The 15,197-nt window shown below is 60.3% G+C and carries 14 protein-coding genes; 5 read left to right on the top strand and 9 right to left on the bottom strand.

The window, feature by feature from the left end; all coding sequences use genetic code 11:
* Positions 1-15 precede the first annotated feature (15 nt).
* Positions 16-1,032, top strand: a complete 1,017-nt coding sequence (ftrA, locus tag RRH01S_RS03845; protein WP_012651497.1) for a transcriptional regulator FtrA — start codon at positions 16-18, stop codon at positions 1,030-1,032.
* On the opposite strand, the gene pyrG is transcribed toward ftrA, so the two are convergent.
* From pyrG to RRH01S_RS03825, 4 genes are all read right to left on the bottom strand, one after another.
* Positions 995-2,623, bottom strand: a complete 1,629-nt coding sequence (gene pyrG, locus RRH01S_RS03840) for a CTP synthase (RefSeq protein WP_034518206.1) — start codon at positions 2,621-2,623, stop codon at positions 995-997. The two genes, ftrA and pyrG, sit on opposite strands and share 38 nt — an antisense overlap.
* Positions 2,624-2,764: 141 nt before the next feature.
* Positions 2,765-3,271: a preprotein translocase subunit SecG gene (gene secG, locus RRH01S_RS03835; protein ID WP_042469987.1), complete on the bottom strand. Its 507-nt coding sequence runs from the start codon at positions 3,269-3,271 to the stop codon at positions 2,765-2,767.
* 119 nt (positions 3,272-3,390) lie between these two features.
* Complete coding sequence (tpiA, locus tag RRH01S_RS03830; RefSeq protein WP_034518202.1) at positions 3,391-4,161, bottom strand: triose-phosphate isomerase; 771 nt, start codon at positions 4,159-4,161, stop codon at positions 3,391-3,393.
* 140 nt (positions 4,162-4,301) lie between these two features.
* Positions 4,302-5,198: a dienelactone hydrolase family protein gene (locus RRH01S_RS03825; protein ID WP_042469985.1), complete on the bottom strand. Its 897-nt coding sequence runs from the start codon at positions 5,196-5,198 to the stop codon at positions 4,302-4,304.
* Between the two features lie 199 nt (positions 5,199-5,397).
* Here RRH01S_RS03825 and parE point away from each other — a divergent pair, with 199 nt between their 5' ends.
* From parE to RRH01S_RS03810, 3 genes are all read left to right on the top strand, one after another.
* A complete protein-coding gene (gene parE / locus RRH01S_RS03820; protein ID WP_007696126.1) occupies positions 5,398-7,467 on the top strand; it encodes a DNA topoisomerase IV subunit B in 2,070 nt (689 codons plus the stop codon).
* Positions 7,468-7,610: 143 nt separating this feature from the next.
* Positions 7,611-8,744 (top strand): esterase-like activity of phytase family protein, encoded by a 1,134-nt coding sequence (locus tag RRH01S_RS03815; RefSeq protein ID WP_034518199.1) that lies wholly within the window; start codon positions 7,611-7,613, stop codon positions 8,742-8,744.
* Between the two features lie 142 nt (positions 8,745-8,886).
* The gene (locus RRH01S_RS03810) at positions 8,887-10,065 is read left to right on the top strand and encodes an AI-2E family transporter (RefSeq protein ID WP_012651503.1); all 1,179 of its coding nucleotides are present in this window, start codon (positions 8,887-8,889) and stop codon (positions 10,063-10,065) included.
* 11 nt (positions 10,066-10,076) lie between these two features.
* Here RRH01S_RS03810 and RRH01S_RS03805 read toward each other — a convergent pair whose 3' ends face one another.
* The 4 genes from RRH01S_RS03805 to RRH01S_RS03790 form a co-directional block, all read right to left on the bottom strand.
* On the bottom strand, positions 10,077-10,478 hold the full coding sequence (locus RRH01S_RS03805) for a GNAT family N-acetyltransferase (RefSeq protein ID WP_042470038.1): 402 nt from the start codon (positions 10,476-10,478) through the stop codon (positions 10,077-10,079).
* Positions 10,479-10,571: 93 nt separating this feature from the next.
* Positions 10,572-11,726, bottom strand: a complete 1,155-nt coding sequence (locus RRH01S_RS03800) for a DUF2336 domain-containing protein (RefSeq protein WP_034518197.1) — start codon at positions 11,724-11,726, stop codon at positions 10,572-10,574.
* Between the two features lie 114 nt (positions 11,727-11,840).
* Entirely contained in the window at positions 11,841-12,446 is a 606-nt protein-coding gene (locus RRH01S_RS03795) for a flavin reductase family protein (protein WP_012651505.1), read from the bottom strand.
* Positions 12,446-13,033 (bottom strand): nitroreductase family protein, encoded by a 588-nt coding sequence (locus RRH01S_RS03790; protein ID WP_012651506.1) that lies wholly within the window; start codon positions 13,031-13,033, stop codon positions 12,446-12,448. The genes RRH01S_RS03795 and RRH01S_RS03790 overlap by 1 nt, the downstream gene beginning before the upstream one ends.
* A 110-nt stretch (positions 13,034-13,143) precedes the next feature.
* Between RRH01S_RS03790 and RRH01S_RS03785 the strand changes: the two genes are divergently transcribed.
* Positions 13,144-14,274 carry an RgsD C-terminal domain-containing protein gene (locus tag RRH01S_RS03785; protein ID WP_042469982.1) on the top strand — a complete coding sequence of 377 codons (1,131 nt, stop codon included), beginning with the start codon at positions 13,144-13,146 and terminating at the stop codon, positions 14,272-14,274.
* Positions 14,275-14,293: 19 nt separating this feature from the next.
* Here RRH01S_RS03785 and RRH01S_RS03780 read toward each other — a convergent pair whose 3' ends face one another.
* Positions 14,294-15,133: a lysophospholipid acyltransferase family protein gene (locus RRH01S_RS03780; RefSeq protein WP_012651508.1), complete on the bottom strand. Its 840-nt coding sequence runs from the start codon at positions 15,131-15,133 to the stop codon at positions 14,294-14,296.
* Positions 15,134-15,197: the final 64 nt, after the last annotated feature.

Genomic DNA, 15,197 nt, shown 5'->3' with positions numbered 1-15,197 from the left:
TATATCGTCAAAATCATGCCAAACACCTCCACTCCCGTTCTTCACGGTCCGCATGTCGTCGCTCTTGTCTATGACGAGCTCTGCACTTTCGAATTCGGCGTCGCCTGCGAGATATTCGGTCTGCCGCGACCTGAGATGGGAGAGGATTGGTATCGCTTCTCCGTTTGCGGCATAGAGGACGGTCCTCTGCGCGCCGCCGGCGGCCTGCTGGTCCAGGTCGATCGCGGTCTCGATATTCTGCAGGAGGCCGATCTGATCATCGCTCCCGGTTGGCGCGGAATAGCCTCTCCCGTCCCCGCACCGTTGATCACCGCGCTGCAGGCTGCGAGCAATCGCGGCGCTCGCGTCATGTCGCTGTGCTCAGGCGTTGCCGTTCTCGCCGCCGCTGGACTGCTGGCGGGGCGAAAGGCGACGACGCATTGGCGCTATGTCGATGTCATTGTAGCCCGCTATCCCGATGTCACCGTCGATGCGGATGTACTGTATGTCGATGAGGGTGCTGTTCTGACCGCAGCCGGAAGTGCTGCGGCGATCGATCTTTGTCTTCACGTTGTGCGTAGGGACTTTGGGCCAGAAGCGGCAAACAGCGTAGCGCGCCGGCTCGTGGTGCCTCCCCATCGCGAGGGCGGTCAGGCGCAATATATCGAAACGCCGGTGTTGCGTCAGCGCGAAGGGGCCAGACTAGGTCCGCTGCTCGATTGGATGCGCCAGAGGCTGCATGAAGAGCAGCCGATCGTCACGCTGGCAGAGCGGGCCGGCATGAGCGTGCGGACTTTTCAGCGCCGATTCGAAGCGACGACCGGCATGGCGCCGGGTGAATGGCTTCTGGCTGAGAGATTGAGATATGCGCGCGATCTTCTTGAAAAAGAGACGGCGAGATCGCTGGACGATGTTGCCGTCGCGAGCGGTTTTGGATCGCTCGCCACGATGCGCCATCATTTTAGGGAGAAGCTTGCGGTCAGTCCAAGTGACTACCGCAAGCGATTTTCAGCCATCAAACCAGCCGGCTCTGTTCCGTCGCAGCTTCGATGAAGCTCGAGAACAGCGGATGCGGTTCGAGCGGGCGGGACTTCAGTTCCGGGTGGTACTGAACGCCGATGAACCAAGGATGGTCGGGATATTCGACCGTTTCCGGCAGGATGCCGTCCGGCGACATGCCGGAGAAGATGAGGCCGCAATCTTCCAGCCGATCCTTGTAGTCGACATTGACTTCGTAGCGGTGGCGATGGCGCTCGGAAATATCGGTCGAGCCATAGATTTCGGAAATCTTCGTGCCCTTCTTCAGGGACGCCTTGTAAGCGCCGAGGCGCATCGTGCCGCCGAGATCGCCGGATTTCGTGCGCTTCTGCAGCTCGTTGCCCTTCAGCCATTCCGTCATCAAACCAACTACCGGTTCGTTGGTCGGGCCGAATTCGGTCGATGATGCATGTTCGACGCCGGCAAGGTTGCGGGCCGCTTCGATGACGGCCATCTGCATGCCGAAGCAGATACCGAAATACGGCACCTTGCGCTCGCGGGCAAAGCGGGCAGCTAGGATCTTGCCTTCGGAGCCGCGTTCACCAAAGCCGCCGGGCACGAGAATGCCATGAACCTTTTCGAGATACGGCGCCGGATCTTCCTTTTCGAAGACCTCGGATTCGATCCATTCGAGGTTGACCTTGACGCGGTTGGCGATGCCGCCGTGATGCAGCGCTTCGATCAGCGATTTATAGGCATCCTTCAGGCCGGTATATTTGCCGACGATAGCGATGGTCACCTCGCCTTCCGGCGTGCGGATGCGATTGCAAACCTCTTCCCATTGATCAAGGCGAGGCTTCGGCGCCGGCTCGATGCCGAACGCGGCCAGCACTTCGTTGTCGAGGCCTTCCCTGTGATAGGCCATCGGCACGTCGTAGATATTCGCGACGTCGAGCGCCTGGATGACGGCGGACTGGCGGACATTGCAGAACAGCGAGAGCTTGCGACGCTCTGCCTCGGGGATTTCCCGATCGGCGCGCACCAGCAGGATGTCGGGATGAATGCCGAGTGCCTGCAACTCCTTGACGGAATGCTGCGTCGGCTTGGTCTTCAGCTCTCCAGCCGCCGGAATATAGGGCATCAGCGTCAGGTGAACGTAGATCGCGGTGCCGCGTGGCAAATCGTTACCGAGCTGGCGGATCGCCTCCATGAACGGCATCGCCTCGATGTCGCCGACCGTGCCGCCGATCTCGCAGATGACGAAATCATACTCGTCATTGCCTTCGATGACGAAGTCTTTGATCTCGTTGGTCACATGCGGAATGACCTGAACGGTGGCGCCGAGATAATCGCCGCGACGTTCCTTGTCGATGATGTTCTTGTAGATGCGACCGGTGGTGATGTTGTCGGTCTTGGTGGCCGAGCGACCGGTAAAGCGCTCGTAATGACCGAGATCGAGGTCGGTTTCCGCGCCGTCGTCGGTCACGAAGACCTCGCCGTGCTGGGTCGGGCTCATCGTGCCCGGATCCACGTTCAGATAGGGGTCAAGTTTGCGCAGGCGGACCCGATAACCACGGGCCTGCAACAACGCTCCGAGAGCCGCGGCCGCAATTCCTTTTCCGAGGGAAGAAACCACGCCGCCAGTGATGAATACATATCGCGCCATGGGAGTCACCGGATACCTTTTAACAAACGATTCTGCCAGCCCTAAAATTCGTTTCCGGAATTTTGGACACAGAACACGGAATTTCGACAAAACAAAACCGGCAGATCCGAAGACCTGCCGGAGGATGATATGCGACCGGGCTTAGTTGCCGGTCGGAACGCCGTTGCCGCTCTGGGCAGGCGTCGTCGTAGCTGGCGCCGTCTGCTGACCGGTAGCGGCCGGAGCCTGCTGGGTGGTCGTTGCCGGAGCAGGCTGCGTCGTCTGAGACTGTGGAGCAATCGCGCCGTTGTTCGGAACGCCGCTGTTGTTGGCCGGCTGCGTTTGGCTGCCTGCCGGGGCTGCGCCCTTCTGGCCGCCAAGCGAATCGAGAATGCCGTTGCCCTGTCCCGACGTGCTCGGAATACGGTTGAGAATATCCGTCGGACGTCCCTCAAAGCGCGACAGCACGTTCATGCCGAGCGCCAGTGCGAAGAACAGAGCAGCCAGGATTGCCGTGGTGCGCGTCAGCGCATTGGCCGTGCCGCGCGCCGACATAAAGCCCGATCCACCGCCAATGCCCAGGCCACCGCCCTCCGAGCGCTGAATCAGCACCACGCCGATAAGGGCGACAACAATCATGAGATAGATGACAAGCAATACGGTTTGCATAGGTCCAGTCCTGCCCACGGGCGCGGGCATCAATCAAAAAGAAAAGCTCGCGGCTCTTTACATGAGGCTATCGCCTATTCCAAGCCCTTTTAAGATTGGAATTCAGGCAAGTGAGGCCTTCAGGCGAACTGCCGTTCGAATGCGCCATAGATGGCGAGGAAGTCGACGGCTTTCAAGCTTTGCCCACCGACGAGCAAACCGTTGACATTTGCGACCGAAAGCAGGTCCGCCGCATTCGCGCCGCTGACCGAGCCGCCGTAGAGAAGACGGAACTTTTTGCCGTCCTCGCCGAAGCGTTCCACGAGTTCGCCGCGGATGAAGGCGTGGGCTTCTTCAACATCGGCGCGCGTTGGAACCTTACCGGTGCCGATTGCCCAAACGGGTTCATAGGCTATGACGGTCGTTTCCGAGACGGAACCGTCTGGAACCGAACCGGCGAGTTGGCGCTTGAGCACGTCAAGTGTCTGAGCATTGTCGCGCTCTTCCGCCGTCTCGCCGATGCAGACGATCGCGATCAGATCGGCGTTGAGCGCCGCTTCCGCCTTGGCGCGCACCAATGCGTCGCTTTCCACATGATTTCTGCGGCGTTCGGAATGGCCGACGATAACGTGGGTGCCGAAGCAATCGGCAATCATTTCGGCGGAAATATCGCCCGTATGCGCGCCGCTGACCAGCTGATGGCAGTCCTGCGCGCCAATCGCCAGCGGGCTATCGTCGCAGAGAGCCGTCGCGACATAGAGGAGTGTTGCCGGTGGGCAGAGCAGCGTGTCGATCCTCTCCGACAACGGCGCCTTCACCCCTTCCGCGATCGCCTTGATCTGGTCGAGGCTGGCGCGCGTGCCGTTCATCTTCCAGTTTCCCGCCAAAAGCGGCCGTATTTGCTTCGTCATTCCTCATCTCCCCTTCATTCATGTGCTGCCGCACTAACAAAAGTGAGAGGGAAAGAAAAGTTAACGGTGGTCCCCGGAACGGCTTAAAATCGTTTAAAAATCGCTTTTACGAAAATAAACCGAAAATTTTTCGAAAAGACCTATGAAGGCTGTGGATCAAGGATCCAGTTCAGAACTTTCCGCCAGTCGGTCATACGAACCGGCGTGCCGTGATTGCCGGTCGCAAACAGCGTGAACCGCGTCGGGTAATGCGCCTTGTAGAGCTTTTCGAACAGCGCCTCCTGGTCGGCGGCGGCATAGACCGGATCCTTGCTGCCATGGGTGAACCAGACCGGCAGTTTCGCCTTGTAGAACGCGCTCTTGGCAAAGTCAGGATCGGTTACGCCGCTCAATATCGCCATACCCTTCAGGCGCTTGACGCTCTCGGCATCGCGGGTGATGCCCCAGCAGACGAAGCTACCCATCGAGGCGCAAGTGAGGATAACGGGCTTGCCGCCGGATTGCTGATAGGAATAGCGGATCAGGGCCGCGATATCGGCGACGCCATTGCTATCAAAACTCTTGACGCTTGGGGCATAATAGGTGCCGCCATTGTTGTAGGCGAGGTTCTTCAGCCGGTTGAAGTTGCCGCCGAAGGTGTAGTCGTTTGACCCCAGCCGACGGTCGCCGCCGCGGCCATGGATGAAGATCACCGTGAAAGCCTGTCCGGATGCCGGGCCGATGCGGGTGAAGTCGAGGTTGCGATCGCCAAGCGGCAAGGTCTCGTCTTCCTGCGCTTTCCAGCGTACGCCGGTTTCGACATAGGCCGGCTTGACCCGCTTTTCCGGAATCTGGTCGCGGCCGTTGATGTCGCGCATCTCCTGGTAGTCGATCGTCTGGAAGGCGCCATTGTCATGGCTTTCGATGACCGTCTGGTTGGAAAACAGCTCGTCCTTGAATGGCTTCAGCGCTTCGGCGGCGGCACCCGAAGCGTTGGCTAGCGGCAAAAAGGCCGCAATTGCGGCTAGTATCGACAAATGAGCTGTGGACATTCGCATGCGGACACTTTCCTCGATAGGCTCACGGGCTTGCCATTCGTCGCCCGGCAACGCAAATCTTTTTTCGAATTTGTCCCGTCACTGGGGCGCCATCGCGTTAGAACGTCATTTCTGGCAGAATCAAGATGATTCGCGGCATCGACGGCAAATGTGATGATTCTGGGGTGTGACCCCTTCAAGGATAAATCTGAACAGCTCCATGGATAACAGCAACGATCTCTTCTCCGGACTGCCGGTTTCGCCGAAGCCCGAAACGGCGGAAAAGCCGGCACCAAAGGCTGAAAGCCCTGTGGCCGCTCCCGCCCCTGCCCCGCGCGCAGCTCCGACAACTTCGTCCGCCGAAGAATACGGTGCGAATTCGATCCGCGTCCTCGAAGGGCTCGAACCGGTGCGTATGCGCCCCGGCATGTATATCGGCGGCACCGACGAGAAGGCGCTGCATCATCTCTTCGCCGAAGTCATCGACAACTCCATGGACGAGGCCGTCGCCGGCCATGCCGATTTCATCGAAGTGCATCTCGACCAGCGCGGCTACCTGACCGTCACCGACAACGGCCGCGGTATTCCGGTCGAAAACCATCCGCAGGTCCCGGGCAAGTCGACGCTCGAGGTCATCATGACCAAGCTGCATGCCGGCGGTAAGTTCGATGGCAAGGCCTATGAGACCTCCGGCGGTCTGCATGGCGTCGGCGTCTCCGTCGTCAATGCGCTCTCCGACGATCTCGAAGTCGAGGTGGCGCGCAACCGTAAGCTCTATCGCCAGCGCTTTTCGCGCGGCGTGCCGCAGGGCGGCCTGGAAGAGCTCGGCGATGTTCATAACCGCCGCGGCACCCGCGTCCGCTTTCATCCCGATCCGCAGATTTTCGGCGACCACGCCAAGTTCGATCCGGCCCGCGTTTTCCGCATGGCCCGCTCCAAGGCCTATCTCTTCGGTGGCGTCGAGATCCGCTGGAGCTGCGATCCGGAATTGGCGCCGGCGGGTTCGGATGTTCCCGACAAGGCCGTCTTCCATTTCCCCGGCGGCCTGAAGGATTATCTCAAGGCGACGATGGGCAACGAGTTCACCGTTACCCGCGAAATCTTCGCCGGCAAGTCGGAGAAGGGAACTGGCCATGGCTCGCTGGAGTGGGCGATCACCTGGTACGGCGGCGACCCGCAGGTCCATTCCTACTGCAACACCATTCCTACCCCCGAAGGCGGCACCCACGAGGCCGGTCTGCGCATCGCGCTGACCAAGGGGTTGAAGAACTATGCTGAGCTGACGCAGAACAAGCGCGCGGCCGGCATCACCACCGATGACGTGATGATTTCCGGCGTCGGAATGCTCTCCATTTTCATCCGCGAACCGGAATTCGTCGGCCAGACCAAGGACAGGCTTGCGACCGTCGAGGCACAACGCATCGTCGAAAACGCGCTGCGTGACCCCTTCGATCACTATCTCACCGACAATCCGACCGAGGCCGAAAAGCTGCTGGAATGGGTGATCGAGCGCTCGGAGGAGCGCCTCCGCCGCCGCAAGGAAAAGGAAGTCAACCGCAAGACGGCCGTGCGCAAGCTGCGCCTACCAGGCAAGCTTGCCGATTGTTCGCAGAACACAGCCGAAGGCGCCGAACTCTTTCTCGTCGAAGGTGATTCGGCTGGCGGCTCGGCCAAGCAGGCGCGCAACCGCATGAACCAGGCGATCCTGCCGCTGCGCGGCAAGATCCTCAACGTCGCCAGCGCCGGCCGCGAGAAGCTTTCCGCCAACCAGCAGATCGCCGATCTGGTGCAGGCGCTGGGCTGCGGCACGCGCTCGAAATATCGTGAGGAAGATCTTCGTTATCAGCGCATCGTCGTCATGACCGATGCCGACGTCGACGGCGCACACATCGCCTCGCTGCTGATCACCTTCTTCTATCAGGAGATGCCCGAGCTGGTTCGTGGCGGCCACCTGTTCCTGGCCGTGCCGCCGCTTTACAAGATCACGCAAGGGTCGAAATCCATCTATGCCCGTGACGACGCCCACCGGCTGGAGCTGATGGAGAGCGATTTCAAGGGCAAGGGCAAGATCGAAATCAGCCGATTCAAAGGCTTGGGTGAAATGCTTCCCGCCCAGCTGAAGGAAACGACGATGGACCCGTCGAAACGCACGCTGCTGCGCGTCGTGATCGACGAGGTGGATTTCGAAGGCACGCGTGACGCCGTCGACAACCTCATGGGCACCAAACCCGAGGCCCGCTTCCGCTTCATTCAGGAACGCGCGGCATTTGCGGAGAATCTGGATATCTGACAACCGCGCTTAAGCGGCTGCGGCAAAATCGATTTCCCGATATTTTTAGGCGATGGAGCGCGATCCGTAACGAAAGCGTCATGGGCGGATGCATAGATGCGGCGCAAACCCGCAGCTCATGATCCGGATGTAACGATATCGCCATGATGAAGCCCTTCCTGACGACCGCCACTCTTGCCCTTCTTCTTAGCGCCACCGCCCGCGCCGCCGATATCGGTGCGGTTGTCGACGTGCCCTGCCCCTTCGGTGACTGCAAGGCCGGCATCAGTCTCTCCTATCTCGGCGAATACGACATTCCGACGGGCTTCAGGGAAAACGGCGTTGAGGTCGGTGGTCTCTCGGGCATCGATTTCGACCCCTCAACCGGTCGCTATATCTCGATCAGCGATGACCGTTCCGAAAGGGCACCGGCTCGCTTTTACGATCTCGACATCGATGTCGGCGCCGACGGACTCAAGGGCGTGACGGTGCTCGATCATGTGACGCTGAAGGACAAAAACGGCCAGCCTTTCGCATTTCGCACGGTCGATTCCGAGTCGATCCGTATCGGCAAGGACGGCATCTACTGGAGCAGCGAAGGCGACGGCAAGGCGCTGTTGCCGCCATTCGTGCGCGTTGCCAATCGCGACGGCAGCTTCGTGCGTGAATTGCCCTTGCCGGATGGTTTTGCCCCCACTGCCGACAAGAGCACGGGTATCCGTGACAACCTCGCCTTCGAGGGGCTGACGTTCCTATCCGGCGGCGATCTCCTCGTTGGCATGGAGTCCGCGCTCTATCAGGATGGACCGATGACGACGCTGACCAATGGCGCACTTGCTCGTCTCATCCGCTACGATGCGGCCACGGGCGGACAGAAAGCGCAATATGTCTATCCGATCTCGCCGATTCCGCAGGCGCCGACCAAGCCCGGCGGCTGGAACGATTTCGGCATGTCGGAAATCCTGGCACTGGACGACCGGCATGGGCTGTCGGTCGAGCGCGGCTATGCGCAGGATATCGGCAACTCCGTAGTCATCAACATGTTCGATCTCGACGGGGCGACCGATGTTTCCGCCATCCCGTCGCTTGCCAAGACCGATCAGCGCATCGTTCCGGTACGCAAGTCCCAGGTGATGGATTTGCGCGCGCTGGGCCTCGCACCCGACAATATTGAAGGCGTCACCTTCGGCAAGGCGAAGGACGGCACGGATGTGCTGATCTTCGTTGCCGACAACAATTTCAATCCGACGCAGAAAACCCAGTTCTTTGCCTTCAAGGTTCTTCGCCGGCCATCTTAAGGCAAGTCGTCTTTTGCCCGCATTGGTAGTCGTTCTGCCGTCATGACAACGGATTATATGGGCTTTCGGGTTGCGGCCCTTGAATCGGCCTAGATCATGGCCCATAACCGGTTGATCGAATAAAAAAGGTAAAACAAGTCCGGTGGGTGTATTCGAACGTCAAAAGCAGAGGGAACCACGGTGGCTGGGGCCTACCGCACCTTCACGCATGGCCCTTATTCCGTCCATTTCGGCGGCACGCTGGCTGCTGATCCTGATTGCCGCAGCCGGCATTTATTTCTTCTACGGCTTTCTGATCCCGGTGCTGGCAGCCGCCGTGATCGGTTTTGCCACCTGGCCGCTCTATAGCGACCTTCTGCGCCGCACCGGCGGCAACACGACGCTCGCCGCCGCCATTGCCATTGCCTTTATCGTCACCTTCCTGGTGCTGCCGATCGTGCTTTCCGCCATCTATATGGCTGGCGAGGTGCGCGAATGGTTTGGTTGGGCGGTGCATGTCAACCGCGACGGCGCTCCGCCGCCGCAGTGGATTCTGGCGCTGCCGATGGTCGGGGCTTGGCTTGGCGATCAGTGGACGCAGTATATAGGTAGCCCCGGTTCCATCGGCGAGTTGGCGCAACTCATCAGCGGTGCGCATATCGGCAATATCTACCGCGCGGTGCTTGCCGCCGGCGGTGGCGCCTTTCATGTCATCCTGACCTTGCTTTTCATGCTGATCGCGCTGTTCTTCATATACCGCGACGGCTCGATGTTCGTCCGCCAGGTCGACCTTTTGGGCGAACGCATCCTGCCGAATCGCTGGGAGCGGATCTCCCGCGTGGTACCGGCGACGATCAGTTCCACGGTCATGGGCATGACGCTGATCGCCATCGGCGAAGGCATCGTCCTTGGCGTTGCCTATTGGATCGCGGGAGCACCATCGGCGATCACGCTCGGCGTTCTCACTGGCGTCATGGCACTGGTACCGGGCGGCGCGCCGCTTTCCATGTCGCTCGTCTCCATCTATCTGATCGCCAGCGGTTCGCTATGGGCGGGCATCGCCCTCTTCGTCTGGGGCACGGTCGAACTCTTCATCGTCGACAAGACGTTACGGCCGAAGCTCGTCGGCGGACCGATCAAGCTACCCTTCCTGCCGACCTTTTTCGGCCTTGTCGGCGGCGTCAAGACTATGGGGTTCCTTGGCCTGTTCATCGGCCCGGTGCTGATGGCCATCATCGTCGCTATCTGGCGCGAATGGATTCGCGAAGCCGAACTCACTGAGGAACAGCATGCCCAGGAGCCGGAACTGCAATTGAAAATCCGGGATGGTTCTGAAGTCTGATCAGATCCTGCCTACGGGGACAGGGTCTTTTCCATGAACAGACTGAGCGGATCTGGCGTGTAGTCGCCGAATGGTTCGATCTCGACGTAGCCGGACTTGCGGTAGAGAGCGATGGCCTCCGGCTGGTATATGCCGGTTTCCAGCCTCACCGCCGTCAGCTTCCGTTCCGCCGCCATCCCTTCGAGGACTTCCATCAGCCTCAGGGCGACCTTTTGTCCCCTGGCGATCGGATCGACGAACATGCGCTTGATCTCGGCCGTGCCATCGCCGGCCTCGACCAGCGAGCAACAGCCGACAATATTGCCATCCAGCCGCGCAACCCAGAAGGTCACTTCAGGCTTTTCCAATGAGCTCAGATCAAGCAGGTGGTTGCTCTCCGCAGGATAGAGCGATTCGGCATAGGCGCTCGACATGTCGAGAAGGCGGATAACACCGTCCTGGCGCGGCGGTTCAACGGCAATGGTCAGCAAACGTCATATCCTGAAAGCTTTGATGGTCGATCAGTATCACGCCGCCGCGAGAGCCGCCAGCGCTGCAAAGCTCCGCGCCGTCTGCCGTCGTTCGGCATTGGCGAGCTTCTCCACCATATCCAGCAATTGTATCGCCGCGGCAGGCGACCGCTCGGCAACGTGGAACTTGCGCATCAGCCGGACCGAGACATTTTCCAGCATGCCGCCGCCTGATGTCTGTGATGCCTCGCGCCAGATCAGGGTCGCCTCGACGAAGACGACACTAATATCGCGCGGCAGGCCGGCGGACTCATAAAGCGCGCGTACGGCATAGACACGTCCGGTCGACAGGATCGAACGGACCCGCCGCTCGTCGCAGCCGGAAAGATTTGTAATCGCACCGGCGAAGAAATCGACCTTGCCGGAACAAAGCGCGTGCATCAGGAACGCCGGCGTCAACCAGCCGGACTGGCGCAGATGCTCGGCCAGATCCGGAATATCGTCATGCTGAACCGATCCAGCGATGGAGACCGTCGCCGTCTCGCTGGCCTCGCGGGTAATATGCTGCAACCGGCCGGCACCGATCGTGGCCTGGATTAGGTTCGAGCCCGACAATGCGGCGCAAACATGCCGGATCAGCAGGTGGCGAACATCGGAAGGCAGTGCGTCGCGGGCAAGAAGCTGGCCGCGAATCTCGGCGTGATCGCCAAGTCGCTCGGCAATGCGTTTCAGCGAGGCGCGCGACAATGAGGCTGCGTCGTTTTCCAGCAGGCAGAGAATCTCGGTTTCGCCACCGATCTCGGCCAATGCCGCGGAAACCGGTCGAGACACCTGTCCGCGCGAGGCAATCAGGACACGGGTCACATCGCTGCCACGCAGTGCGAGATCGACGAGATCGGCATCGGTGAAGACCGGCGACAAGAGAATGACCTGCCCGGCAATTTCCGGCTGGTCTTCCGCCAGGGAAAGGATGATGCCGCGTGGTGCATTCGGTGCACGCGCCACGGCTTCGGCCAGCGACAGGCGGACGCGGGGCGAAGGATCATCAAGCAGATAGGTCATCGCCATTTCGGCGGCCTCACGCTCTCCCGCCGGCATTGCCGATTGCAGATAGGCACGACCGAGGGCATTGGCCGCCCTTGCCCTGCCCTCTGCCTTGGCGGTCTCAGCCCAGCGAAGAAATGCTTCTATGATCACGTAATGCCCCGATATCGTCGGGACGATTCTTGCCCCGCAAACTCATGAGGGACACGCTAACGGCGAAAGGTTTACGGGCCGTTTACCTTATTTATTAACCACTAATGCGCGAACCGGCGCCCGCTAGCGTCACGGCGTCTTTGGCCGCACCAGTTCGAAGACATCGCTGCCTTCGCTGTAGTCCATATAGCCCATGCGCGCGACGGGCCGGGCAAGCGCCATGTCGAGCCGGCCGTCGCGAATGATCGCTTCATCGATATGGATGCCGACGACCTGGCCGAAAACCATGACGTTGTCCGTCGGCTCTCCGTTGAGGTCCTTGGGTCGCATGATCTCCGTTACCCGGCATTCGAGGACGGCAAAGGCTTCGCCGACATAGGGCGCATCCACCAGCCGGCCCGGCTCGGCCGTCAGGCCGGCCAGCGCGAACTCATTGGTGCCGTAAGGCACGGAAATGGATGAATGATTCATCTTTTCCACGAGGTTGCGGCTGACCAGATTGGCGGTGAAGACACCGGTTTCCTCGACATTGCGGGCGCTATCCTTGCGGCCCGTCGAGGAAAACATCACCAGCTTCGGTCGATCGCTGACGGCGTTGAAGAAGGAGTAGGGTGACAGGTTGATAGAACCATCTCTGCCCTTGCTGCCGATCCAGCCGATTGGGCGTGGTGCAACGATCGCCTTGAAAGGATCATGAGACAGGCCATGCTGATTGGTGTCGGTCGTGTAGAACATTACGCCCCCTCACCGCCAACCCAGGTCACGGTTTCCGTCAGTTCCGGGCGCGGCCTTTCTATCGGCGGGAAATCGGAGGAGCCGATATGGATGAAGCCGGCAACCTTTTCGCCCGGCTGGACGCCGAGGAGCGGATAGGCGCGCTCGTCATAGGCGAACCATTCGGTCAGCCAGTTCGACACCCAGCCATGTGCATTGGCCGAGATCAGCAGATTGAGGCAAAGCGCGCCCGCTGACATCAACTGTTCCCATTCCGGGATCTTGAAATGTGGGCCTACCTTGCTGACGACGGCGATAACGACCGGCGCGCGGGTGAAGCGCGTGCGCTCGACCTGAATCATTTCCCCGGACAGATCCGGCTTGGCTTCCAGCGCGAGCTTCAGCAACTCTTCGCCGATCCGCGCCCGCTCTTCGCCACGATAGACGATGAAGCGCCAAGGAGCGAGCTTGCCGTGATCCGGCACACGGGAGGCTAGCCGCAGGATCTCTTCGATTTCGGCCTTATCCGGGCCTGGTTCCGCCATCTGAAATGCGGGAATGGATCGGCGAACCGCCAGATAATCGACCAGCTTGATATCGGTTTTCATGGAATGATTGCTTTCATTTTCATGCGCGGGAGGAAGTGGGTCTTGAATTTGCCACCGCATTGGTTTTGAAGTGGCCTGTGTTTTATCGGAAGTCAATCGGTTGGGAACGCATGTCAGGTATTTCATCCGCTCACCGATTGGGCGCGGCTTTTGCCATGCTCGCAAGCCTGAGCACGGCTGCCTCGGCGCAGGATGCCTTTCAGGAGTTCAAGCAGCTCGACGGCAGCATGAAAATGCCGAAGCTCAATGCCTTCGTAGCGCCGGGCGGCGAAAATTCGCCGGTACGAACATTGCGCGATGTTTCGCTGGAAGCCAAGCTTGCACCCGACAGCGGCCCGCAGCAGCAGGGCCTGTCCTGGTATGTCTTCAGCCCCTTTGCCGGCGCTGACGGCAAGTTGCCGCTGGTGGCGAGCTCCAAGGGCGGCTCGGCCTCCTTCCACCTCCTACCCGGCGATTATTTCGTCAATGTCTCCTTCGGCCGCGCCGGCGTCACCAAGAAGCTGACCGTGCCCGAAAGCGGCATGTCGCAGAAGCAGACCATGGTGCTGGACGCCGGCGGCATGGTGCTGAACGCCGTCTCCGGTTCCGACGTACGCATCCCGCCGGCCGAACTGAGTTTTTCGATCTATGCCGGCGACGCCAAGGAAGATGGCGATCGCGGCCTGGTCATGTCCGATGTCAAGCCGAACACGCTGGTGGGTCTCAGCACAGGCACTTATCACATCGTCTCGGAATACGGCGCCGTCAATGCCGTCATTCGAGCCGATATCCAGGTCGAGGCCGGCAAGGTGACCGAGGCGACGATCCAGCACAGAGCGGCCAAGATCACCTTCAAGCTGGTCTCGGATGCCGGTGGCGAGGCGATCGCCGATACCGCATGGTCGATCCTCACCTCCGCCGGCGATATCGTTGGTGAAAGTCTCAGCGCCTTCCCGGTGATGGTGCTGGCCGAAGGCCAATATACCGCCGTCGCCCGCAACAAGGACAAGATCTACCAGCGCGATTTCACTGTCGTCGCCGGCAGAAACACCGATGTCGAAGTGCTGATGAAGGAACAGCAGCCGCAGGACGCTGACGATCAGCAGCCCGCGCAGCAGATTCCCGTCCAGTCGCCGCAGGCACAGCAGAACCAGGGGCCGTCGAGCCAGCCAGGCGTGTCAAGCCAGCAGCGTCCGTTGCCGACCTACGAGCAATTGGCGCCGTCCGCCGGCGGCGATGATGGCGGCGATAGTATGGATTGATGGTGAGGCAGCCTTTGCCTCAGCCGGCTTTTTTCCGTAGCGCCCGCTTTGGCGGCGCCATGGAAAACACCGCGCCGTAGAGTTTAGACAGCAGATCCTTGCGGTCGTTGCCTTCGCTCAACGCTTCCCACGTCATCAGCTTGCCGACATGGGCGGTGATCGTGCTGCCGGAAAGGCGGCGGAACTCGCGGATCAGCAGCGAGATGCGCAGCGTCATCGATACGCGGCTGGCGAGATGAAACAGCCGGCCGTTCTGGCCTTCGAAATAGATGGGAATGACGCTGGCGTGGGCCGCCTGGATGAGCTTTGCCGGAAAGATCTTCCACGGCAGATCTTCGGCGCGGCCAAAACCCTTCTTGGCCGTCGCGACGCCGCCGGCCGGAAAGACGATGATGGTGGTGCCTTCCTTGAGCAGCCGAACGGCCTCATGGCGCGTCTTCATGTTGATCGCCATCGCCTCCTTGGTCTCCTCGAAGGAAACCGGCAGCGAATAGTCGTTCATCTCGGGTACTTTCAGCAGCTCGTTGTTGATCAACACCTTGAACGGGCGACCGAGCTCCTCGGCGAGCGCCAGCACGGCAATGCCGTCGCCGATACCGAAGGGATGGTTGGCGACGATGACGATCGGCGCGTCGGGAACCTCAAGCGGCGGCCATTCGCCCTTGGTCACGAGGCGCACGTCTATGAGATCGAGCATCTTGCCAAAGACACGCTCGCTTTTGCCGACGATATCGCTGCGCCAGATATCGTAGAGCCGGGTATAGCGATCGCGGCCGGATAGGCCTTCGATGGAGCGGATGAACCAGCGCTTGATGCGCGTATCCCGTTCGTTGGCATAGGATAATTCTTTGAAATCCAAATCCGCAACGGGCTGCCCCGCTCCTTGTGCATACAGGCGCATATATTACAGATCTATGTCAGTT

Source organism: Rhizobium rhizogenes NBRC 13257, assembly GCF_000696095.1.
Classification (GTDB): domain Bacteria; phylum Pseudomonadota; class Alphaproteobacteria; order Rhizobiales; family Rhizobiaceae; genus Rhizobium; species Rhizobium rhizogenes.
The sequence above is the reverse complement of the archived record's forward strand: the minus strand, read 5'-3'. Positions and strand labels throughout refer to the sequence as shown.

What these genes read in the sequence shown, in the direction of transcription:
- ftrA (WP_012651497.1), top strand. Translation starts at nt 16, where the DNA reads ATGCCAAACACCTCCACTCCCGTTCTTCACGGTCCGCATGTCGTCGCT.
- pyrG (WP_034518206.1), bottom strand. Translation starts at nt 2,623, where the DNA reads ATGGCGCGATATGTATTCATCACTGGCGGCGTGGTTTCTTCCCTCGGA.
- secG (WP_042469987.1), bottom strand. Translation starts at nt 3,271, where the DNA reads ATGCAAACCGTATTGCTTGTCATCTATCTCATGATTGTTGTCGCCCTT.
- tpiA (WP_034518202.1), bottom strand. Translation starts at nt 4,161, where the DNA reads ATGACGAAGCAAATACGGCCGCTTTTGGCGGGAAACTGGAAGATGAAC.
- RRH01S_RS03825 (WP_042469985.1), bottom strand. Translation starts at nt 5,198, where the DNA reads ATGCGAATGTCCACAGCTCATTTGTCGATACTAGCCGCAATTGCGGCC.
- parE (WP_007696126.1), top strand. Translation starts at nt 5,398, where the DNA reads ATGGATAACAGCAACGATCTCTTCTCCGGACTGCCGGTTTCGCCGAAG.
- RRH01S_RS03815 (WP_034518199.1), top strand. Translation starts at nt 7,611, where the DNA reads ATGATGAAGCCCTTCCTGACGACCGCCACTCTTGCCCTTCTTCTTAGC.
- RRH01S_RS03805 (WP_042470038.1), bottom strand. Translation starts at nt 10,478, where the DNA reads ATGTCGAGCGCCTATGCCGAATCGCTCTATCCTGCGGAGAGCAACCAC.
- RRH01S_RS03795 (WP_012651505.1), bottom strand. Translation starts at nt 12,446, where the DNA reads ATGTTCTACACGACCGACACCAATCAGCATGGCCTGTCTCATGATCCT.
- RRH01S_RS03790 (WP_012651506.1), bottom strand. Translation starts at nt 13,033, where the DNA reads ATGAAAACCGATATCAAGCTGGTCGATTATCTGGCGGTTCGCCGATCC.
- RRH01S_RS03785 (WP_042469982.1), top strand. Translation starts at nt 13,144, where the DNA reads ATGTCAGGTATTTCATCCGCTCACCGATTGGGCGCGGCTTTTGCCATG.